This is a genomic window from Streptomyces sp. NPDC020898, assembly GCF_044333925.1.
GTDB lineage: Bacteria > Actinomycetota > Actinomycetes > Streptomycetales > Streptomycetaceae > Streptomyces.
In genome coordinates this window covers 354,860-376,207 of sequence record NZ_JBIRRV010000005.1, presented here as the reverse complement: position 1 = coordinate 376,207, position 21,348 = coordinate 354,860, and the positions used below count along the sequence as shown (strand labels likewise).

At 70.2% G+C, this 21,348-nt stretch carries 19 protein-coding genes; 12 read left to right on the top strand and 7 right to left on the bottom strand.

Features of this window, described 5'->3' with window-relative positions; translation table 11 throughout:
• Positions 1–66: 66 nt before the first annotated feature.
• Positions 67–1,260, bottom strand: a complete 1,194-nt coding sequence (locus tag ACH4TV_RS18990) for an argininosuccinate synthase (protein ID WP_398399432.1) — start codon at positions 1,258–1,260, stop codon at positions 67–69.
• 208 nt (positions 1,261–1,468) lie between these two features.
• Here ACH4TV_RS18990 and ACH4TV_RS18985 point away from each other — a divergent pair, with 208 nt between their 5' ends.
• The 6 genes from ACH4TV_RS18985 (at position 1,469) to ACH4TV_RS18960 (ending at position 7,243) form a co-directional block, all read left to right on the top strand.
• The gene (locus ACH4TV_RS18985; protein ID WP_398399430.1) at positions 1,469–2,323 is read left to right on the top strand and encodes a hypothetical protein; all 855 of its coding nucleotides are present in this window, start codon (positions 1,469–1,471) and stop codon (positions 2,321–2,323) included.
• A 135-nt stretch (positions 2,324–2,458) separates the two neighbouring features.
• Entirely contained in the window at positions 2,459–3,046 is a 588-nt protein-coding gene (locus ACH4TV_RS18980) for a pyridoxamine 5'-phosphate oxidase family protein (RefSeq protein WP_398399428.1), read from the top strand.
• Between the two features lie 3 nt (positions 3,047–3,049).
• Positions 3,050–3,754 carry a L,D-transpeptidase gene (locus ACH4TV_RS18975; protein ID WP_398399427.1) on the top strand — a complete coding sequence of 235 codons (705 nt, stop codon included), beginning with the start codon at positions 3,050–3,052 and terminating at the stop codon, positions 3,752–3,754.
• A 145-nt stretch (positions 3,755–3,899) separates the two neighbouring features.
• The gene (locus ACH4TV_RS18970) at positions 3,900–5,282 is read left to right on the top strand and encodes a ferric reductase-like transmembrane domain-containing protein (protein ID WP_398399425.1); all 1,383 of its coding nucleotides are present in this window, start codon (positions 3,900–3,902) and stop codon (positions 5,280–5,282) included.
• Between the two features lie 19 nt (positions 5,283–5,301).
• Positions 5,302–6,462 carry an FMN-binding protein gene (locus ACH4TV_RS18965; protein ID WP_398399424.1) on the top strand — a complete coding sequence of 387 codons (1,161 nt, stop codon included), beginning with the start codon at positions 5,302–5,304 and terminating at the stop codon, positions 6,460–6,462.
• Between the two features lie 43 nt (positions 6,463–6,505).
• Positions 6,506–7,243, top strand: a complete 738-nt coding sequence (locus ACH4TV_RS18960; RefSeq protein WP_398399422.1) for an FAD:protein FMN transferase — start codon at positions 6,506–6,508, stop codon at positions 7,241–7,243.
• A gap of 105 nt (positions 7,244–7,348) precedes the next feature.
• Here the strand turns inward: ACH4TV_RS18960 and ACH4TV_RS18955 are convergent, their stop codons facing one another.
• Genes ACH4TV_RS18955 through argC form a run of 5 tightly spaced genes read right to left on the bottom strand, consistent with a single transcriptional unit; the run spans position 7,349 to position 12,208 of the window.
• Positions 7,349–7,885: an arginine repressor gene (locus ACH4TV_RS18955; protein WP_398399420.1), complete on the bottom strand. Its 537-nt coding sequence runs from the start codon at positions 7,883–7,885 to the stop codon at positions 7,349–7,351.
• A 21-nt stretch (positions 7,886–7,906) separates the two neighbouring features.
• Positions 7,907–9,124, bottom strand: coding sequence for an acetylornithine transaminase (locus tag ACH4TV_RS18950; protein ID WP_398399418.1), 1,218 nt, complete (start codon positions 9,122–9,124; stop codon positions 7,907–7,909).
• Complete coding sequence (gene argB, locus ACH4TV_RS18945; protein ID WP_398399416.1) at positions 9,121–10,035, bottom strand: acetylglutamate kinase; 915 nt, start codon at positions 10,033–10,035, stop codon at positions 9,121–9,123. The genes ACH4TV_RS18950 and argB overlap by 4 nt, the downstream gene beginning before the upstream one ends.
• On the bottom strand, positions 10,032–11,183 hold the full coding sequence (gene argJ / locus ACH4TV_RS18940; protein ID WP_398399414.1) for a bifunctional glutamate N-acetyltransferase/amino-acid acetyltransferase ArgJ: 1,152 nt from the start codon (positions 11,181–11,183) through the stop codon (positions 10,032–10,034). The genes argB and argJ overlap by 4 nt, the downstream gene beginning before the upstream one ends.
• Positions 11,180–12,208, bottom strand: a complete 1,029-nt coding sequence (argC, locus tag ACH4TV_RS18935) for an N-acetyl-gamma-glutamyl-phosphate reductase (RefSeq protein WP_398399412.1) — start codon at positions 12,206–12,208, stop codon at positions 11,180–11,182. The genes argJ and argC overlap by 4 nt, the downstream gene beginning before the upstream one ends.
• A gap of 391 nt (positions 12,209–12,599) precedes the next feature.
• Here argC and ACH4TV_RS18930 point away from each other — a divergent pair, with 391 nt between their 5' ends.
• A complete protein-coding gene (locus ACH4TV_RS18930) occupies positions 12,600–12,752 on the top strand; it encodes a hypothetical protein (protein ID WP_398399410.1) in 153 nt (50 codons plus the stop codon).
• Positions 12,753–13,025: 273 nt separating this feature from the next.
• Positions 13,026–13,706, top strand: coding sequence for a response regulator (locus ACH4TV_RS18925; protein ID WP_398399408.1), 681 nt, complete (start codon positions 13,026–13,028; stop codon positions 13,704–13,706).
• A gap of 165 nt (positions 13,707–13,871) precedes the next feature.
• On the opposite strand, the gene ACH4TV_RS18920 is transcribed toward ACH4TV_RS18925, so the two are convergent.
• Positions 13,872–16,655, bottom strand: coding sequence for an AAA family ATPase (locus tag ACH4TV_RS18920; protein ID WP_398399406.1), 2,784 nt, complete (start codon positions 16,653–16,655; stop codon positions 13,872–13,874).
• A 211-nt stretch (positions 16,656–16,866) separates the two neighbouring features.
• On the opposite strand from ACH4TV_RS18920, the gene ACH4TV_RS18915 reads away from it, so the two are divergent.
• The 4 genes from ACH4TV_RS18915 (at position 16,867) to ACH4TV_RS18900 (ending at position 21,306) form a co-directional block, all read left to right on the top strand.
• The gene (locus tag ACH4TV_RS18915; protein WP_398399405.1) at positions 16,867–17,682 is read left to right on the top strand and encodes an oxidoreductase; all 816 of its coding nucleotides are present in this window, start codon (positions 16,867–16,869) and stop codon (positions 17,680–17,682) included.
• Between the two features lie 573 nt (positions 17,683–18,255).
• Positions 18,256–19,707, top strand: a complete 1,452-nt coding sequence (locus ACH4TV_RS18910; protein ID WP_398399403.1) for a DHA2 family efflux MFS transporter permease subunit — start codon at positions 18,256–18,258, stop codon at positions 19,705–19,707.
• 189 nt (positions 19,708–19,896) lie between these two features.
• Complete coding sequence (locus ACH4TV_RS18905; RefSeq protein WP_398399402.1) at positions 19,897–20,499, top strand: TetR/AcrR family transcriptional regulator; 603 nt, start codon at positions 19,897–19,899, stop codon at positions 20,497–20,499.
• Between the two features lie 39 nt (positions 20,500–20,538).
• Positions 20,539–21,306, top strand: coding sequence for a 2-phosphosulfolactate phosphatase (locus ACH4TV_RS18900; RefSeq protein ID WP_398399400.1), 768 nt, complete (start codon positions 20,539–20,541; stop codon positions 21,304–21,306).
• The last annotated feature ends 42 nt before the right edge of the window (positions 21,307–21,348 follow it).

Genomic DNA, 21,348 nt, shown 5'->3' with positions numbered 1-21,348 from the left:
GCTCCGGATGTGCCACCGCCTCCCCACCCGCACGGGGAAGGGAGGCGGTGGCGACAACGGTATCGGTTACGCCTGGTCGCGCTTGGCCGCGATCTTCGACGACAGGCTGTAGATGTCGATGAAGCCCTTGGCCGCGGCCTGGTCGAAGGTGTCGCCCGTGTCGTACGTGGCCAGGTTGAAGTCGTAGAGGGACGTGTCCGAGCGTCGGCCCGTGACGACCGCGCGGCCGCCGTGCAGGGTCATCCGGACATCGCCGTTGACGTGCTGGTTGGCCTCGTTGATGAAGCCGTCCAGGGCGCGCTTGAGCGGGGAGAACCACTGGCCGTCGTAGACCAGCTCGCCCCAGCGCTGCTCGACCTGGCGCTTGTAGCGGGCGAGTTCACGCTCGACCGTGACGTTCTCCAGCTCCTGGTGGGCCGTGATCAGGGCGATCGCGCCCGGAGCCTCGTACACCTCACGGGACTTGATGCCGACGAGGCGGTCCTCGACCATGTCGATCCGGCCGATGCCCTGGGCGCCGGCGCGCTCGTTGAGCTGCTGGATCGCCTGGAGGACGGTCACCGGCTTGCCGTCGATGGCTACCGGGACGCCTTCCTTGAAGGAGACGATGACCTCGTCGGCCTCACGCTGGGTGGCCGGGTTCGAGGTGTACTCGTAGATGTCCTCGATCGGGGCGTTCCAGATGTCCTCCAGGAAGCCCGTCTCGACCGCGCGCCCGAAGACGTTCTGGTCGATGGAGTACGGGGACTTCTTGGTGGTGGCGATCGGGAGCTGCTTCTCCTCGCAGAAGGCGATCGCCTTGTCGCGGGTCATCGCGTAGTCACGGACCGGGGCGATGCACTTGAGGTCGGGGGCGAGGGCGACGATGCCGGCCTCGAACCGGACCTGGTCGTTGCCCTTGCCGGTGCAGCCGTGGGCGACCGTGGTGGCGCCGTGCTTCTGGGCGGCGGCGACGAGGTGCTTGACGATCGTCGGCCGGGAGAGGGCGGAGACCAGCGGGTAGCGGTCCATGTAGAGGGCGTTGGCCTTGATCGCCGGGAGGCAGTACTCCTCGGCGAACTCGTCCTTGGCGTCCGCGACCTCGGCCTCGACCGCACCGCACGCGAGAGCGCGCTTGCGGATGACGTCCAGGTCCTCGCCGCCCTGGCCGACGTCGACCGCGACCGCGATGACCTCGGCGCCCGTCTCCTCGGCGATCCAGCCGATGGCGACGGAGGTGTCCAGTCCGCCTGAGTAGGCGAGTACGACGCGCTCGGTCACGGGTTTTCTCCTCACAGTGCATTCGCTGACATGCATGAGTATGCAGGACTCTGCATGGTTCGTCAATCTCGGGAAAATTTCTCACGGATGTTTGACGAGTCTTTGAACGCGCGAAACCGCTTACCCGTACTTCACGCCGACGCAGGCGCCGCGTCTGTAAAGCCAGTTGAACCGCACAGCCACCCCCTGACCCGAGTGAGGCATCCGCATGTCCAGGGCTCTTCCGAAGTACAACAAGCGTCGTGTGGGCTTCATCGGCGGCGCCGCCGCGGTGGCGTTGTCCGGCGCGATCGTCGCCGGCTCCGCACTGGCCGGGGAATCCTCCAAGAACAGCACCGCCACCAAGGCGACCACGAAGGCCGCGACCGCGACGGTGAACTGCCCGGCGGTCGCGAACAGACTGCCTGCGATCCCCGCGTCGGCGAAGGCCGAGGTCGACCGCAACCTCGCGCTGCTGAACACGCAGATCGCCGAGGCCAACAAGCGCATCGTCGACACCGTGGGCCAGGGCGGCCCCAACTTCGTCCAGAACGCGATCGTCGGTCCGCTCAAGGACAAGCGCGTGGCCACCATCAACCGCATCGCCACCGCCATCGGCCGCACCGCCGCCAAGCCGGTCGGCCTCGACGCGCTGGCGCCGTGCACCCTCAACGGGGCCGGGGCCGCAGCACCGGCGGCCCCCGCGGCGCCGAGCGCGGCGCCCACCCAGCAGGCGGGCGGGAACACCGGTAACGCGGGGAACACCGGCAACACGGGTAACGCCGGCGCCGCCGGCACCATCAGCTGCCCGGACGTGGCCTCGAAGCTGCCCGCGATCCCGGCGTCGGCGAAGGCCGAGGTCGACCGCAACCTGGCCCTGCTGAACACGCAGCTCGCCGAGTCCAACACCCGGCTCGCGAACACGGTCGGCCAGGGTGGCGCGAACTTCGTCCAGAACGCCATCGTCGGTCCGCTGGAGGGCAAGCGCGCGTCGACCATCGACCGCATCGTCATCTCCATCGGTCGCACCGCCGCCAAGCCGACCGGCCTCGAAGTGCTGGCCGACTGCACGTTCACCAAGTGACGTGACGCAGGCACTGTGGCCGCCCCGCTGCGAACGCCGGCCGGGGCGGCCTCGGTCCCTGTTCAGTCGTACGACCGTAGACAGATCGCCAAAACCCTTAGACAGCCGAATGACTTTCCCCGATAATAGTTAGTCATGGGAAAGACTTACGAGCGCATAGACGGCCGCCTGCGTACGTTCATCGAGGCGCAGCCCCTCTTCTTCACCGCGACCGCCCCGCTGTCCGGCGACGGCACGGTCAACCTCTCCCCCAAGGGGCTCAAGGGCTCCTTCGTGATCCTCGACGAGCTGACCGTCGCCTATCTCGACTTCGCCGGCAGCACCGCAGAGACCGTGGCCCATCTGCGCGAGAACGGCCGGATCACGCTCATGTGGTGTGCCTTCGAGGGCCCGCCGAACATCGTGCGGGTGCACGGCCGCGGTGAGCCGGTCTTCCGTGACGACCCGCGCTTCCCCGAACTCCTCACCCGCTTCCCGGACATCGACGCCACCGATCACGGTCTGCGCGCGGTCATCGTCGTACGGGCCGAACTCGTCCGGGACAGCTGCGGGTACTCGGTGCCCTTCATGTCGTACGACGGCGACCGCGACCTGCACGGCAAGCGTTTCGCGCGTGAGGACGACGCCTCGCTGAGCGCCTATTTCGAGAAGAAGGACCACATCGCGACCAGCCTGGACGGACTACCCGGGCTGCCGTTGCCGCTGCCCCCCAGTACCGTCTGAGCCATGCGTCCCGGAGTCGCCGTCGTCCTCGCGTCCGCGTCCCTTCTCGTGCTCGCCCCCGGTGCCCCTCCCACGGCCGGGCCCCCGCTGCCCGCCCGGATGGCCGACACCGGCGGCGGCTCCCAGCTGATCACGGCTCAGGCGCCGCGCGCCGGCGCGACCTCGGGCACGGTCATCTGGTGGGACCGGCGGAACGGGACGTGGGTGAAGGCCGGTTCCGCGACTGCCCGCTTCGGCGCGAAGGGCCTCGTCGAGGGCGCCTCCCGGAAGCAGGGCACGAACACGACACCCACCGGGCTGTACGACCTCCCGTACGCCTTCGGCATCAAGAAGGCCCCGGACGGCACCGAGGTCACGTACCGGCCCGTGCGGCAGAACTCCTGGTGGTGCCAGGACAACGACTCGCGCTCCTACAACCGCTGGACCGAGCCACGCCCGGCCGACTGCCGGGCCGACCGGTCCGAGCACCTGATCTCGTACACGACGCAGTACGCGCACGCGTACGTCATCGGCTTCAACTACGCCGAGCCGGTGCTGGGGCGCGGTGCGGGGATCTTTCTGCACGTCAACGGGCGTGGGGCGACGGCCGGTTGTGTGTCGGTGCCAGCGGCGGCGATGCGGGCGATCCTCGCCTGGGCCGATCCGGTCCGCCGGCCGCACATCGCGATCGGTACGGCGAGCGGGGCGACGGCGATCACCCGCTATTGAGCGTCGCCGAGCTCCACTGAGCGGGTGTTACCCGCCGTCACTCCGGTTGCCTGTGGACTCTGCCGGTCACTGAACACTCAGCGGTCGTGGCACGTATGTGTGGGTCAAGGGGCCAAGCCTCTCGACCCCGTCCCACGGAGGAACCGTGACCAGCACGATCGCAGGCGGACGTGCCGCGCGACGCCAGACGATGCGCCGCATCCGACCTCGCCGCTCCCCGGCCGTCCCGCTGCTGCTGGTTGTCGGGGCGGGCGCGGCCGGAGTGATCTGGTTGTGGTGGAACAACACCCCCTCCCTCGCGGACACCACCGCCCAGATCATCGCGGCGGGCCGGATCACCGGCCTCCTCGGCGGCTACCTGATGGCGCTGGTCGTGCTCCAGATGGCCCGCGTGCCCGCGCTGGAGCGCCGGGTCGGCTCGGACCGGGTGGCGCGCTGGCACGCGATGAGCGGCCGGTACACGCTCTGCCTGGTCGTGGCACACGTCGTCCTGATCATGTACGGGTACGCCCTCCAGGCCGGGAACACCTTCACCGGCATCGTCCAGCAGACGGTCGACTCGGTGAACCAGCTGCCCGACATGGGCAAGGCGGCGATCGGTACCGGTCTGCTGGTGTTCATCGGGCTCATCTCGATCGGCCCGGTCCGGCGCAGGATTCCGTACGACCTCTGGTACCACATACACCTGCTGACGTACGCGGCCACGTTCCTGACCTTCTGGCACCAGCTCTCCACGGGCAACGAGTTCGTCGTGGAGCCGGTCGCGAAGACCGCCTGGTACGCGCTGTACGGCTCGGTGACCGCGCTGGTCCTCTGGTACCGCATCCTCACGCCGATCCGGTTGAACATGCGACACCGGCTGCGGGTCGAGGCGGTCATCGAGGAGACCCCGGGCATCGTGTCCGTGCTGATGAGCGGCAAGAAGCTGCACCGGATGGGCGCGGAGGCGGGCCAGTTCTTCCGCTGGCGCTTCCTGGCCCCTGGTATGCGGTTCAGCTCGCACCCCTACTCGCTGTCGGCGGCGCCCCGCCCCAACATGCTGCGCATCACCGTGAAGGCGATCGGCGACCACAGCGAGGCCCTGCGCGACCTGGAGCCCGGCACGCGCGTGTGGGCCGAGGGCCCGTACGGCGCCCTGACCGCCGCCAAGCGCAGCAAGGGCAAGGTGCTGCTGGTGGCGGGCGGCGTCGGTATCACCCCGATGCGTGCCCTGTTCGAGACCCTGCCCGGCGCGGCGGGCGACCTCACCCTTCTCTACCGGGCCAACAGCACCCAGGACCTGGCTCTCTGGGACGAGCTGGCGACCATCGCCAACGAGCGCGGCGCCCGCCTCATGTACGCCGTGAACAGCCCCGACGGAGAGCGCCCGGACATCTCGCCGGAGTCGCTGCGCCGGAAGCTGCCGGACATCGACCACCACGACGTCTTCCTGTGCGGGCCGCCCGGCTTCGCACAGGGCGTCTACGAGGCACTGCGCGGCGCCGGTGTTCCGGCCCGTCGCATCCACCACGAGTCGTTCGAGATGTGAGCGACGGGAGTCAGGAGCGATGAAGAAGAATCACCCCTTTCGGCGGGTCATGCTGGCGAGCGCCGCCACAGTCTCCGGAATCGTGCTGCTGCTGACGCTGAAGCCGTCGTCGGACCCCGGGTCCACGCAGGCGGCCGGTGCCCTGCCGCAGCAGACCGCGGCGGCCCAGGAATCGGCCCAGGGCGGCGCGTCCGCCCAGGCCGGCACCTTCACCGGCGACGCCGTCGACACCCAGTACGGGCCGGTCCAGGTCCGTCTGACGGTCAACGGCGGCAAGATCACCAAGGCCGAGGCCGTCCAGGCCCCCACCGGCGGCCAGAGCACCCAGATCTCCGGCAACGCCGTACCCAAGCTCAACCAGGCAGCCGTCGCCGCCGGCAACGCGAACATCGACGCCATCTCCGGCGCCACCTACACCAGCGCGGGCTACAAGACGTCCCTCCAGTCGGCCCTCGACAAGGTCGCCGACGCGGGCACGGGCTCCGCCGCGGGCGGCGCCGCGGCCCAGCCCGCCACGGTCACCGGCGACGCCGTCGACACCCAGTACGGCCCCGTCCAGGTCCGTATCACGGTGAGCGGCGGCAAGATCACCAAGGCCGAGGCCGTCCAGGCCCCCACCGGCGGCCAGAGCACCCAGATCTCCGGCAACGCCGTACCCAAGCTCAACCAGGCAGCCGTCGCCGCCGGCAACGCGAACATCGACGCCATCTCCGGCGCGAGTTACACCAGCGCCGGTTACAAGACGTCGCTCCAGTCGGCGCTGGACAAGGTTCCCAGCGCGGACGCGGGCGCGGGCGCTGCGGACTCCGCGGCGGGATCGGCGGCCGGATCGGCAGCGGGCGCGGGTGCCGCGGAGAGCAGTGCGCCGGCAAGCAGCGCGCCCCCGGCCGGTGCGACGGCCAACGGTGGCGGCACGTTCACCGGAACCGTGGTCCAGACGGAGTACGGCCCGGTCCAGGTCCGGGTCACCCTGACCGCCGGCAAGATCACATCCGTGTCGACGGTCCAGTCGCCCAGCGGCGGCCGGAGCGACCAGATCTCCGGCAACGCGATCCCCAAGCTCAACGACGCCGCGCTGGCGGCGGGCGACGCCGACATCGACGCGGTGTCCGGCGCCAGTTACACCAGCGCGGGCTACAAGGAGTCCCTCCAGTCGGCTCTGGACCAGGCCGGTGGTTGATCCCGCCGAAGCTCCCGTCGCGGTGCGTCATGCGGAGGAGGTCATGGGGACCGTCTTTTCCTTTGACGTCCGCGGCGGGGACCCCCGTGCGGTCGAGGCGGCGCTGGCATCGGCCGTCGCCGGACTGCACAAGGTCAACGAGGTGTTCAGCACCTATCGCGAGAACAGTCAGATCTCCCGGCTCGCCCGCGGTGAGATCTCCGTCGCCGAATGCGACCCCGAGGTCGCCGAGGTACTCGACCTGTGCGCCGAGGCGGAGCGGCTGAGCGAGGGGTGGTTCAGCCACACCTACCAGGGGCAGATCGACCCGACGGGCCTGGTCAAGGGCTGGGCGGCGGAGCGCGCGGCCAGAACGATGATGGCTGCCGGGGCGAGCGGCGTCAGCGTCAACGGCGGCGGAGACGTCCAGCTGTGCGGCGCGCCCGGGCCCCAACGCCCTTGGCGGGTGGGTGTGTCCGACCCCCTCCGGCCGGGCGGCCTGGCAGCCGTGGTCTCGGCAGCGGGCGCCGACGAACTGGCGGTGGCCACCTCGGGCACAGCGGAACGCGGTACGCACATCGTCGACCCGCGAACCGGTAGATCGGCGGTCACGGACCTGGTCGCGGTCACCGTGGTCGCCCCCCAACTGACCTGGGCGGACGCCTGGGCGACGGCGGCTTTCGCGATGGGTTCGCGGGAGGGGCTGTCGTGGCTGGAGCAACTGCCGGACGTAGAAGCGCTGCTGATCACGGCGGGCGACGAGGTCAGGTGCACCGGGGGCCTGGCCAGACGACTCGGCTGAGGTGAGACACCTAGGGGCGCGGGGCTGTATCGATGTGCGGCTCCGCCGCGCGGGCGCGACAAGCCACACCGGACCCGCGCCCGAAACGCAACCGTCAACAGCCCCTCAGTGGTTCTTCTGAGCCAACGCCAGCAAATGATCAGCCAACGCCTGTCCCCCCAAGGGATCCCGGCTGATCAACAGCAACGTGTCATCCCCGGCGATCGTCCCCAGAAGTTCGTGCAGTTCGGCCTGATCAATAGCCGACGCCAAGAACTGCGCAGCCCCCGGAGGGGTCCGCAGGACCACGAGATTCGCCGAAGCCTCCGCAGAGATCAGCAACTCCGCGGACAGCCGCCGCATCCGCTCCTCCTTCGCCGACTCCCCCAACGGCGCCCGAGGCGTACGGAACCCGCCCTCGCTCGGCACCGCGTAGATGAGATCGCCGTCGGTGTTACGGATCTTCACCGCGTTCAGCTCGTCCAGGTCCCTGGACAGCGTCGCCTGGGTGACCGTCAGCCCGTCATCGGCGAGCAGCTTCGCCAACTGGCTCTGCGACCGCACCGGTTGCCGGTTGAGGATGTCCACGATCCGGCGGTGACGTGCGGTGCGGGTCTGCGGTACGGCAGGCCCCGCGTGCTCGTGATCCTGCGCCTGAGTCATCGTCGTCGTCTCATTCCCCGGTCAGTCCTTCCCTTCAACCGCGTCGAGGACTCCGGGAAGTGCCTGGAGGAACGCGTCCACTTCGGCGTCACCGATGTTCAACGGCGGCATGAGCCGTACGACATCGGGGGCAGGCGCGTTCACCAGGAAACCGGCGTCCTGAGCCGCCTGCTGCACCTGGGGCGCGAGGGGCTCGTTGAGCACGATACCCAGGAGAAGTCCCGCACCCCGGACATAGTCGATCATCGGGTGGCACGAACTGCCGTCGGTGCCCTCGATCCCGGTGCGCAGCTTCTCGCTCTGCCGCTTCACGTTCTCCAGCAGGCCGTCGTCCGAGATCGTGTCGAGTACGGCGAGACCGGCCGCGCAGGAGATCGGGTTGCCGCCGAACGTCGTGCCGTGCTGGCCGGGCTGGAGCAGCTCGGCGGCCCGTCCGAAGGCGACGGTCGCACCGAGGGGCAGTCCGCCGCCGAGGCCCTTCGCGAGGGTGACGACGTCGGGGAGGACCCCGTCGTGGGCCTGGTACTCGAACCAGTGCCCGGTACGGCCGATGCCGGTCTGCACCTCGTCGAGGACGAGCAGGGCGCCGGTGGCGGCGGTGATGGCACGCGCGGCCTTCAGATAGCCGACGGGCGGGACCACCACGCCCCGCTCGCCCTGGATCGGCTCGATGATGACGAGGGCCGTCTCGTCGGTGACCGCGGCGGCCAGTGCCTGCGCGTCGCCGTACGGGACGAACGTGACGTCACCGGGCAGCGGCACGAAGGGCTCCCGCTTTCCGGGCTGGCCGGTGAGCGCGAGGGCGCCCATGGTCCGCCCGTGGAAGCCGCCCTCGGTGGCGACCATGTGCGTGCGCCCGGTCAGCCGGCCGATCTTGAAGGCGCCCTCGTTGGCCTCGGCGCCGGAGTTGCAGAAGAACACCTTGCCGTCCCGCCCGAAGCGCTGGAGCAGCTGCTCGGCGAGTGCGACGGGTGGTTCGGCGACGAAGAGGTTGGAGACGTGTCCGAGGGAGGCGACCTGGGTGGAGACCGCCTCGACGATCGCCGGGTGGGCGTGGCCGAGCGCGTTGACGGCGATACCGCCCACGAAGTCGACGTACGCCTTGCCGTCGGCGTCCCACACCGTGCTGCCCGCGCCGCGGACGAGGGGCAGCCGGGGGGTGCCGTAGTTGTTCATGAGCGCGCCCTGCCAGCGCTGCGTCAGCTCCTGGTTGGCGCTCAGGTCCTGGCCGGCGTTCATGCGGCGTCCCCCTCTTCTTCCGCATCGGGCACGACCATCGTGCCGATGCCCTCGTCCGTGAAGATCTCCAGCAGGATCGAGTGCTGGACCCGGCCGTCGATGACGCGGGCGGTGGTGACGCCGTTGCGTACGGCGTGCAGGCAGCCCTGCATCTTCGGCACCATGCCGGAGCTCAACTCCGGGAGCAGCTTCTCCAGTTGGGAAGCCGTGAGGCGGCTGATCACCTCGTCGGAGTTGGGCCAGTCCTCGTAGAGGCCCTCGACGTCCGTGAGGACCATGAGGGTTTCGGCACCCAGCGCGGCAGCGAGTGCCGCAGCCGCCGTATCAGCATTGACGTTGTAGACATGGTGGTCGTCCTGGCTACGGGCGATCGACGAGACGACCGGGATACGGCCGTCGGCGAGCAGTGCCTCGATCGCGCCCGTGTCGATCGCGGTGATCTCGCCCACCCGCCCGATGTCGACCAACTCCCCGTCGATCTCGGGCTGGTGCTTGGTGGCGGTGATGGTGTGCGCGTCCTCGCCGGTCAACCCCACGGCGAGCGGCCCGTGTTGGTTGAGCAGCCCGACCAGCTCCCGCTGGACCTGCCCGGCCAGCACCATGCGTACGACGTCCATGGCGTCCTCGGTGGTGACCCTGAGGCCGGCCTTGAACTCACTCACGATGCCGTGCCTGTCGAGGGCGGCGCTGATCTGCGGGCCGCCGCCGTGCACGACGACGGGCTTGAGGCCGGCCTGACGCAGGAAGACGACGTCCTGGGCGAAGGCGTTCTTCAACTCCTCGTTCACCATGGCGTTTCCGCCGAACTTGATGACGACGACCTTGCCGTTGTGGCGGGTCAGCCAGGGCAGCGCTTCGATGAGGATCCTGGCCTTGGGGAGGGCGGTGTGCTTCCGCGTCACGTTGCTCATGAGGAGTACGCGCTGTTCTCGTGGACGTAGTCCGCGGTGAGGTCGTTGGTCCAGATGGTGGCGGTCTCGGTGCCGGCGGCGAGGTCGGCGACGATGTGCACCTCGCGGTAGCGCATGTCGACGAGGTCGCGGTCCTCACCGACGCCGCCGTTCTTGCAGACCCAGACGCCGTTGATGGCGACGTTCAACTGGTCGGGCTCGAAGGCGGCTTGCGTCGTGCCGATGGCGGAGAGGACGCGGCCCCAGTTGGGGTCCTCCCCGTGGATCGCGCACTTGAGGAGGTTGTTGCGGGCGATGGAACGCCCCACCTCGACGGCGTCGTCCTCGCTGGCCGCGTTGACGACCTCGACCTTGATGTCCTTGCTGGCGCCCTCGGCGTCCCGGATGAGCTGCTGCCCGAGGTCGTCACAGACGGCCCGTACGGCCTCCGCGAACTCGGCCTGTTCCGGGGTGACTTCGGAGGCACCCGAGGCGAGCAGCAGCACGGTGTCGTTGGTGGACATGCAGCCGTCGGAGTCGACGCGGTCGAAGGTGGTGCGGGTGGCGGCGCGGAGTGCCTGGTCCAGGTTCTCGCTGTCCACGTCCGCGTCCGTGGTCAGGACGACGAGCATGGTGGCGAGGCCGGGGGCGAGCATGCCCGCGCCCTTGGCCATGCCGCCCACGGTCCAGCCGTCCTTGCCGGCGACGGCCGTCTTGTGGACGGAGTCGGTGGTCTTGATGGCGATGGCGGCCTTCTCGCCACCGTGCTCGGAGAGTTGACCGGCGGCGCTCTCAACTCCCGCGAGAAGCTTGTCCATCGGCAGGAGCAGGCCGATGAGACCGGTGGAGGCGACAGCCACTTCACCGGCGTTCAGACCGAGAGTGTCCGCGACCTTCTCGGCGGTGGCGTGCGTGTCCTGGAACCCCTTGGGCCCCGTACAGGCGTTGGCGCCACCGGAGTTGAGGACGACGGCGGAAACGAGGCCGCCCTTGAGTACCTGCTCGGACCAGAGCACCGGCGCGGCCTTGACGCGGTTGGAGGTGAAGACGCCCGCGGCGGCGAGGCGGGGCCCGTTGTTGACCACGAGGGCCAGGTCCGGGTTGCCGTTCTCCTTGATCCCGGCGGCGATGCCCGCCGCCGTGAATCCCTTGGCTGCCGTGACACTCACGGTGCGACTCCGATCGTGGAAAGCCCGGTGGCCTCGTCGAGTCCGAGGGCGATGTTCATGCTCTGGACGGCACCGCCCGCGGTGCCCTTGGTCAGGTTGTCGATGGCGCTGATCGCGATGATCCGGTGCACGGCGGCGTCGTACGCGACCTGCACCTGAACGGCGTTGGAACCGTAGACGGACGCCGTGGCGGGCCACTGCCCCTCGGGGAGCAGGTGCACGAACGGTTCGTCGGCGAAGGCCTTCTCGTAGGCGGCGCGCACGGACTCGGCGGTGACGCCGGGCTTGGCGGCGGCGGTGCAGGTGGCGAGGATGCCCCGGGACATCGGGGCCAGCGTGGGCGTGAAGGAGACGGCGACGGGCGAGCCCGCGGCGCCGCTGAGGTTCTGGACGATCTCGGGCGTGTGCCGGTGACCGCCGCCCACCCCGTACGGCGACATGGACCCCATGACCTCGCTGCCCAGCAGGTGCGTCTTGGCGGCCTTGCCGGCGCCGGAGGTCCCGGAGGCGGCGACGATCACGGCCTCGGGCTCGGCGATCCCGGCGGCGTACACGGGGAGGAGGGCGAGCGAGACGGCGGTGGGATAGCAACCGGGCACCGCGACGCGCTTGGACCCCTCCAACGCGGCGCGGGCGCCCGGCAGTTCGGGGAGACCGTAGGGCCAGGTCCCGGCGTGCGCGGATCCGTAGAACTTCTCCCAGTCAGCCGCGTCGTGGAGCCGGAAGTCGGCGCCCATGTCGACGACGAGGACGTCAGGACCGAGTTGTTCGGCGACGGCGGCGGACTGCCCGTGCGGCAGCGCGAGGAAGACGACGTCATGTCCGGCGAGGACGTCGGGGGTGGTCTCCTGGAGCACACGGCCGGCCAGCGGCAGCAGATGCGGCTGGAGTGCGCCGAGCCGTTGCCCGGCGTTGGAGTTGCCGGTCAGCGCACCGATCTCCACCTCTGGATGGACGAGGAGCAGACGCAGCAGTTCCCCGCCCGCGTACCCACTCGCTCCGGCCACCGCCACACGTACCGCCATGGAACCCTCCTCCTAGATGGCATGACTATACGTACCGCTGCACTTTTATGCAATACCGTCGATCGGCATGCGGAGCGGGCGTCGCCGGGGATTCCAGTTGGCAGATGATCACACTAGCTGGCGGGTCTTGATCCCGTAACACTGTGTCGTGGATCAGTTCCGAGGCGTGGCACCGAGCGGCCGGACGTGCGCGTCGTCGTCCGGTGAACGCCGGCCCCGGCGCCGACTCCTTGACCGATACGGTGACAGATCCGCTTCGCGACCTTCGTCCCTAGCCTCTGACGTGATCAGTATCGAAGCCGTGCTCGACAAGCGTCGATGCTGCTGCTTCGCCGCGTCGGACCTCAGCACTTTTCCCTGACGAACCGTCAACATCCCTACGGAGCACACGATGACGCAGCCCCACACGATCGTCGAGGAGCGGCTGACACCGAGGATCCGCAAGATCACGTTCTGCGGTCCACCGGTGAATCCGCTGGTCCCGGAGACGATCGCCCGGTTGCATGAAGTCATCCCGGAGGCAGCGCTCCGCTCCGGCAGCTGACCCACAGGACCTTTTTCCGGCCGGGATCCGATTCCCCGGTCCGCGCCTACCCCGCCCACCCGCCGGCCGTGCCCGGCACCTGGACCCGCATCGGGAAGGCAGGCCGACGCCGCCCGCTCGTCGACGCCCTGCCGGAGGCACGTCACCGGCGAGGACACCGAACCCTCGCACGCCCACATGCCCCGATTCGAGCCCGCCGCGGGCCCCGAATCCCACGGCGGCAGGACCGTCCGTCCTTTCTCGTCCCCGCCCCTCCATGGAGAACCGATCGGCATGACCACCGTCCTCATCGTCGACGACCAGGCACTGCAGCGCTCCGGCGTACGGTTGCTTCTGGAACAGCACCCCGACCTGACCGTGGTCGGCGAGGCCGCCCACGGCGCCGAAGGAGTCCGCAAAGCCGCGGAACTGAACCCCGACGTCGTGCTCATGGACGGACACATGCCCGGCATGGACGGGATCGAGGCCACCCGCCGCATCGTCGAGTCGGGAGGCCGCTCCCACGTCCTGGTCCTGACCACCTTCGACCGCGACGAATACGCCTACGACGTGCTGCGCGCCGGCGCCCACGGGTTTCTGCTGAAGACCGCGCTGCCAGGCGAACTCGTCGCCGCCGTCAGGGCCGTGGCCACCGGAGCCGAGGTCATCGCCCCAAGCCTGCCGCACGAGCTCATCGGCGCCTGCTCCGGCCGAGTGTGCGGCCGCGCGCCGGGCCAGGAACGGCATCTTGATCCGCTCACCCGGCGCGAGCCCGACTCCCTCACCCGGCGCGAGCGCGAGGTGCTGACCGCCATCGCCTCCGGCTGGAACAACCTGGAAATCGGCCAACGCTTGTCACTCGCCGAATCCACCGTCAAGACCCACGTCAGCCGCGTCCTCACCAAGATCGGCGCCCGCGACCGGGTCCAGGCCGTGATCTTCGCCTACGACACCGGACTGGTCAGGCCCGCATGACCCGCACGCCGATGCCCACAGCGTCGTGTTCCTCGCGCGTGGTACACCGCCGGCGGCGTGCTGCCCGACCTCGCGGACACGCTCCCCCCGACTTGCCGCCCGCCGCCCGCCGGCCTCCCCGCTCGCCGCAGACGCTGCGGAGCCCGCCGGGGCAAACGCCGTCGGTCAGCTCATCAGGCGCAGGCCGTCCTCGAAGTCGATGCGTGCGAGGTCGGCGCGCGAGACGATGCCGAGTTTGGGGAACACGTTGGCCAGGTGATGGCCCACCGTACGAGGGCTGATCAGCAGCTGGGCCCCGATCTCCCGGTTGGTGAGCCCCTGCGCGGCCAGCCGGGCGACTCTCAACTCCTGTGGAGTGAGGGGCGTCGTGGTGTCCCGGGCCGCCGGTGCCGAGTCGCGGCGCGGTTGCTGCCCGGCCAGTTCCTGTTCGGCCTGGGTACGGGCGAGCAGGGGCGCCGCGTCGAGTCGCCGGAAGGTTTCCGCGGCTTCGGCCAGCTGTCTGCGGGCGTCGGTGCGGCGGCGGGCCCGGCGCAGCCACTCGCCGTACAGCAGGTGTGTGCGGGCGTGGTTGAAGGGACGCGACGCGGCTCCGGGGACATCCAGTGCGAGCCGGAACTGCTTCTCCGCGTCCGATCCGGACGCCAGCAGGGCATGGACCAGGTGGGTCGCGGAGACCGCCCACGCCGCGTCGGTCCGCTCGGCCCATCGCCGCAGCAGCCGCGCCTGTTCCTCGGCCGTCGCCCGCTGCCCGGCCTGGAGGGCGGCCTCGGCCGTGTCCGCTGCCGCGAGCAACGCGATCGTGGGGTGCGCGGCGAAGTGCCCCTCCTCGGTCAGGCGGACGAGGTAATCCAGCGCCTCCTCGGCCCGGCCGGCGAAGAGCGCCGACATACCGACGGTCCACTGCGCGGCAGCGCTGAGGATGCGCACCCCGCGGGGCACCGCGACCTCGAAGGTCCGGCCGGCGTGGTCCGCGACGGTCTGCTCATCGCCTCGCGCCGCTGCCAGCCATCCGAGGCCGTTGAGGCACTGCGTCAGCACGTGGTCGTCGCCCGTCTCCTCAGCCACGTGGAGCCCGTCAAGGGCGTTCGCCTCGGCCGAGGTCCAGGAGCCCTGCGCGAGGTCGAGGGCCGTGGTCTGGGCCAGCGTCTGGGTCAGGGCAGTGACCTGGTCCGTCTGCCGCAGCGCGTCGATCTGGCGGCGGAGAGCCTCCCCCAGGACGGGATCGATGCCCCAGGCCAGCGCCAGCGGTGCCGAGGGCATCACAAGCCAGGAACTGCCGCCGAGCCGGGTGAGGACCTCGGCCCCGGGGACCACCACCTGGTCGTCCCGCTCGCGGTCGTCGGCGCCGTCGCCCACGTCCTCCGTCCACCACACGCGCAGCAAGGGCAGCAGATCGGCGTTCGGGAAATCCCCCTGCGGGAGCCGCCGTTCGAGCCGCTGGAGCGCCTCGCGCTGAAGTGCGCCATGCCCGGCCGCCCAGGCCGCCCTTACCGCCATGCTGCCGAGCTCGAACGCCTGCCCGGGATCGGCCACCCGCTCCATGTCCTGGATCAGCTGCCGGCATGCGGTTTCCATATCGCCGTGCGCGAACTCGATCAGTCCGCGCAGCCCCTCGCTGAGATCCGCGACCGTGGACGCGGAAGAAATCCCTACCGCCCGCTCCAGCATCCCCCGCGCCGTATCGGCCTGCCCGGCCTCCCAGGCCGCCCTCGCTCCGTGCGCCAGCCGTCTGGCCGCGTCGTCCGTGGAGGGGGACAGCTTCGCCGCGCGCCGCAGGGCACGGGCAGCCGTGGCGCAGGCGCCGCGCGCCCAGGAACGGTGGGCCGACTCCTCCAGCAGCCGGGCCACCTCCTCGTCGGGTCCGCCGACGGCTTCCACCGCTGCGGCGAGGTGCCAGAGGCGCAGTTCGTCGGCGTTCTCACCGGTCAGCACGGAGGCGAGGGCGCGATGAACGGCTTGGCGGTCCGCGGCCGGCGCCTCCTCGTAGACCACCGCTTCCATCAGCTGGTGGCGGAAGCAGAACCGGCCGTCCGAGCGTGTGGTGAGCAGGCCCGAGTGCATTCCCTCCTCCCACGCGGCTGCGTCGAGGCCGAGCACACCACCGGCCTGGCACATGGTGTTGCCATCGCTGCGGTCATCGGCGGCGATGAGAACGAGCGCGGTGCGGGCAGGCGCGGACAACCGCTCGATCCGGGCGCGGAAGGCGCGGCGCAGACGGGGCCCGACGGCGATCTGCTCACCGGCGAGAGGGTGCGTCGAGATGTCGCCCACCGCCATGGACGTGGGCAGCTCCTGCAGTGCGAGAGGATTTCCGGCCGCCGCACGGACCGTACGGCGGATCACCACTTCGTCCGCCTGCGGAGCGACGGCACGGGCGAGGAGCCGGGCATCCTCGTCGCCCAGTCCACGAACCTCCATCGCCGCCAGTCTCTCCCAGGGCCCGTCGCCGGGATCGTCGTGCCCGGTGAGGAGCATGACCACAGGCTCGTTGCGCAGTCGGCGGGCAACGAAAGTCAGACACTGCACGGAGGGCTCGTCCAGCCACTGAGCGTCGTCGGCGACGATCAGCACCGGCCGCTCCTTGGCCAACTCACCGACGAGCGTCAGTACCGCCACGCTGATCAGGAACCGGTCCGCCACGTCGCCACTGTGGCCGAGTGCCCCGCTCAAGGCTTTGACCTGCGGCTCCGGCAAGGTACTGATCCGCTCCGTCACCGGCCACAGCAACTCGTGGAGTGCGGCGAACGCCAGACCCGACTCCAACCGAGTGCCCCGGCAGCGCAGCACCGTGAAGTCGACGGCTGCGGACTCGGCCATGTATTCGAGCAGTGCGGTCTTGCCGATGCCGGGGTCACCCCACAACATCAGGGCTTCCGCGTCGCCTTGACGAGCAGCGTCAAGGATTTCATCAAGGGCCGCCTGCTCATGGCGCCGTCCGTACAGGTCCATTTCCTTGAAAGCTTAATGGCCTGCTGCCGTCGGATCCACTCGCGATATCGCGTTTTCATGCCTACTTGATGACTTGCCGACCTATACGGCGACGGATCCTCATCCAGGCCCCCTCCACAGCGCCGGACTCCACTTGCCATCACCGCCCTCCACCCATTACCTTACGAACGTAAGGCAAATGATCGTAAGCCAATAGCGCAAGGAGCACGCAATGGCGACAACCCGACCGGTAGCACTCGTGACGGGAGCGTCATCGGGTATCGGCAAGGAAACGGCCCGCGCCCTCGCCGCGGCGGGTTTCGAGGTGATCGGCACCGGCCGGAAGACCTCGGGACTCACCCCGCCCGCGGGGGTGACGTATCTCGACCTCGACGTGGGCAGCGACGACTCGGCCACCGCCGCGGTCGGTGAGGTGATCGAACGGTTCGGACGGATCGACGTCCTGGTCAACAACGCCGGCATCGGCTCAGCGGGTGGCGTCGAGGAGAACTCCGTCGCCCAGGCCCAGAGCGTCTTCAACATCAACGTCTTCGGTGTCATGCGTATGACGAAGGCCGTCCTGCCGCACATGCGCGCCCAGGGCAGCGGACGCGTCATCAACATCTCGTCCGTCCTCGGGGTCATCCCCCAGCCCTTCATGGCCTTCTACGTCTCGGCGAAGCACGCCATCGAGGGCTACTCCGAGTCCCTGGACCACGAGGTCCGCGAGCACGGCGTCCGGGTCCTCCTCGTCCAGCCCGCCTACACCAGGACCAGCTTCGACACCAACGCCGCGCAGCCCGACACCCCGCTGCCCCTGTACGCGGAGCGGCGGCGCGTCTTCGACGAGGTGATGGCGGAGGCGATGGAGAAGGGCGACGATCCCGCCGTCGTCGCCAAGGTGATCGTCACGGCGGCCACCGACAAGAAGCCGAAACTGCGCTACACCGCCGGCCCGCTGGCCTCACGCGTCACCACGGCACGCCGCCTCGTCCCCGCCGGAACGTTCGACAAGCAGATCCGCAAGACCAACCGGATGCCCGGCTGACGCACCGTCATCTGCATGTCAATCTGCCTGCGCGGCACAGCAGTTACTGCCCTTACCTGCAAGCGTGAGCACGAAGTCGTCGACGCCGGGTTGCGCCCCTGCCGTGATCCCCGGCATCCGATGCCTCCTCCCCAAAGGCGCCGGATCGGTCTCCGCCTCCATGCACCCGGGCCGCAGATACCCGCTCCCCCGTCGTCGGCTTCCGCCCGGCACCCGAGCTCGACGAAGCCCAACGCCGGCGACCGCGGTGCGGTCCCCGCATTCAGCAACTCCATGACCGATACGGTGACGGATTCGCTGCCGGTCCTCCGCCCGTAGCGTCAGGCGCGATCACCGCACGCGCGCCCCACCGGCAGGAGGACGCCACGGCGACGGCCGTCGACCCGCCACCGAAGCCTCCCAGTACCGCCTGCCCGACCGCCGGCATCCCCATCGCTCCGATCCTGGTCGGGGCGGCGACATGCACGGCACCGTCCGACGCGGACGCAGCTCCGCGCCCGGTATCAGCGAGCTGAGCCGCCCGGTCTGCCCTCTGTTGATCCGTCACCCCCTTCCGTCCGACATAGGAAAGCCATGTCACAGCAGCAACCCCAGCAGCCCGCCCGGAGCGGCTCCGCCTTCTGGGCCATCGTCATCACCAGCGCGGCCGGGTTCATCACCGCGCTCGACAACCTGATCGTCACCACCGCCCTGCCCTCCATCCGTGAGGACCTCGGCGGCGCACTGGAGGACCTCGAATGGACGGTGAGCGCCTACACCCTCACCTTCGCGGTCCTGCTGATGTTCGGCGCCTCGCTGGGTGACCGGTTCGGGCGGCGACGGCTGTTCGTCCTCGGAATGGGAATCTTCACCGCCGCCTCCGCCGCGGCCGCGCTCGCCCCGGGCATGAACGAACTCATCGCCGCCCGAGCGGCGCAGGGCGTCGGGGCCGCCATCGTGACGCCCCTGACGCTCACCCTGCTGTCGGCCGCCGTTCCGCCCGAGCGGCGCGGCGCGGCATTCGGTATCTGGGGCGCGGCCAGCGGCGTCGCCGTCGCCACCGGACCCCTGATCGGCGGCGCGCTCACCGAGCACCTCTCCTGGCAGTGGATCTTCTGGGTGAACGTCCCGCTCGGCCTGATCCTGATGCCGCTCGCCCTGCTGCGGCTCAAGGAGAGCCACGGCCCGAACCCGAGCCTCGACCTCGTCGGCACGGCCCTGGCCAGCGGCGGTCTGTTCGGCATCGTCTACGCCCTGATCCGCGGCAACGTCGACGGCTGGACCAGCACCCCGGTACTGGGCGGTTTCATAGCGGGCCCTGCCCTGCTCATCGCCTTCGTCCTGTGGGAACAGCGCGTCGAGAACCCCATGCTGCCGATGCGCCTCTTCCGCCACCGCGCCTTCAGCGCCATCAACGCGGCCAGCCTGCTGATGCTGCTGGGCATGTTCGGGTCGATCTTCCTCCTCAGCCAGTACCTGCAGACCGTCGGCGGCTACTCACCCATGGAAGCCGGCGTGCGCATGCTGCCCTGGACCGCCATGCCGATGATCGCCGGACCCATCGCAGGCGCGGTCTCCGACCGCATCGGCGGTGCCCCCGTCGTCGCGGTGGGCATGGCCCTCAACGCCGTGGGCCTGGGGCTCTGGGCGATGGTCGTCGGACCTGACGTGTCGTACACCTCCCTGCTGCCCGCCTTGATCGTCTGCGGAGTCGGCTTGGGCATGTTCTTCGCGCCCAGCGCGAACCTCGTCATGAGCACCGTCCGCCCCGAGGAGGAAGGCATCGCCTCCGGCGCCAACAACGCCATCCGCGAGGTCGGCGGCGCCATCGGCGTAGCCACCCTGGCCGCCGTCTTCTCCGCCCAGGGCGGCTACGAATCCGCGTCCACGTTCGTGGACGGACTGATCCCGGCACTCTGGGTCGGCGCCGCTGCGGTCGCCCTCGCCGCAGCCGTCTCGCTCCTGATGCTCGGCCGACCCAAGACCGACAGCCAGGCCGCCGACCTCTCGAAAGGCACTCCGGCCGGCGCCCCGGCCACCATCTGAACCCCGCACACCCCCGAATAATGAGAAACCGTCCCTGCTGAACGCCCTGTAGAACCGCCCCTCGCCGGGGCCATCCCCTGCCGCACCGGCCGGTGATGGCCCCCAGGACACGAAACCGAGCCACCCGGACGGCGTACCGACCGCCGAAGCCGTCCTGATCGTCCGGGTCGACACCCCACGGAGTGAACCGTGCCGGAAACGCCGGACCACGCGTCGGCCGGCGTCACCGCCGAGAGATCGGATGCCGCCCGCAACCGCGCCCGCCTGCTGGAGGCGGCGGCACTGCTGGTCGCCGAACGGGGACCTGAGCACGTGACGATGCGGGAGGTCGCCGAAGCGGCCGGCGTGGGCAAGGGCACGCTCTTTCGCCGGTTCGGCGACCGCGACGGCCTCCTGCTCGCCCTCCTCGACGAAGCCGAAGCGGATTTCCAGGAGGCGTACACCACAGGTCCTCCCCCACTGGGACCCGGAGCGCCCGCGGCGGAACGGCTGGCGGCGTTCGGCTGCGCCCTCCTCGGACGTATCACCACCGACGCGGACCTGGGCGCCGCCCTGGGACGCCAGGTCCCCTACGCGCGCCGCGCCGCCTCGGACAGCGGCCGGTCCTTCCACGGCCACCTCTCAACTCTCCTCAGCCAGGCGGGACTTGACAGCGACCACGACATGCTCGCCCACGCCCTGCTCGCCTTCTTGAGCTTCGAGGCGGCGGACCATCTGCGCGAGGAGCACGGAGTGGCCGTCGCCCGCCTACAGGCCACCTGGGTCGACCTCATAAGGCGGTTGACCACATAGAACGGACCGGCCAGGTCACCGCATGGGACGATCACCGATATGCGTGAGGACTTTCTCCAGTCCGCTTACGGGGTCCGCTTCGAGTGGGGGCCTGCGGGCGCGCGGCACCTCGCCCGTGAGGTGTCCTGCCTGGTGGTCGTCGATGTGCTGTCGTTCACGACGTCGGTCTCGGTCGCCGTCGAGGCCGGCTCCCACGTCTTCCCGTACCCGTGGCGCGACGACACGGCCACGGCCTTCGCCGAGCAGCGGGACGCCCGGCTGGCCGTCGGCCGTCGCTCGGTGGGCCCCGACACACCCTGGTCGCTCTCCCCGGCGGCACTGCGCCGCGCACCCTTCGCCGCCCGGCTGGTGCTCCCGTCCCCCAACGGCTCGGCCATCTCGGCGGCGGCCGGCGACACGACGACGGTGGTGGCCGCCTGTCTGCGCAACGGCACCGCCGTCGGCGCCTGGCTCGCCGAGCAGGGGTACGGGACCGCCGAGCGGCCGGTCGGTGTGATCGCCGCCGGTGAGCGGTGGCCCGACGGCAGTCTCCGACCGGCCCTGGAGGACCTGTTGGGGGCAGGCGCCGTGATCGCCTCGCTGGACGGCCACGGCAGCGGTCGTACGTCCCTTTCGCCCGAGGCCGGTACGGTCGCCACCGCATTCACCGCCTCCCCGGACGTCGCCGCCTGCGTGCTCACGAGCGCCTCGGGCCGGGAACTGGTCGCCGGTGGCTTCCCCGAGGACGTGGCGATCGCCACGGAGACGGACACGAGCGCCGTCGTGCCGGTGCTCGTCGACGGGGCGTTCGTCGCGGCCCCCGGCTGACAGGCCGAACCGGGGACGGGCGGCCCAGGCACCCTCCGGCAC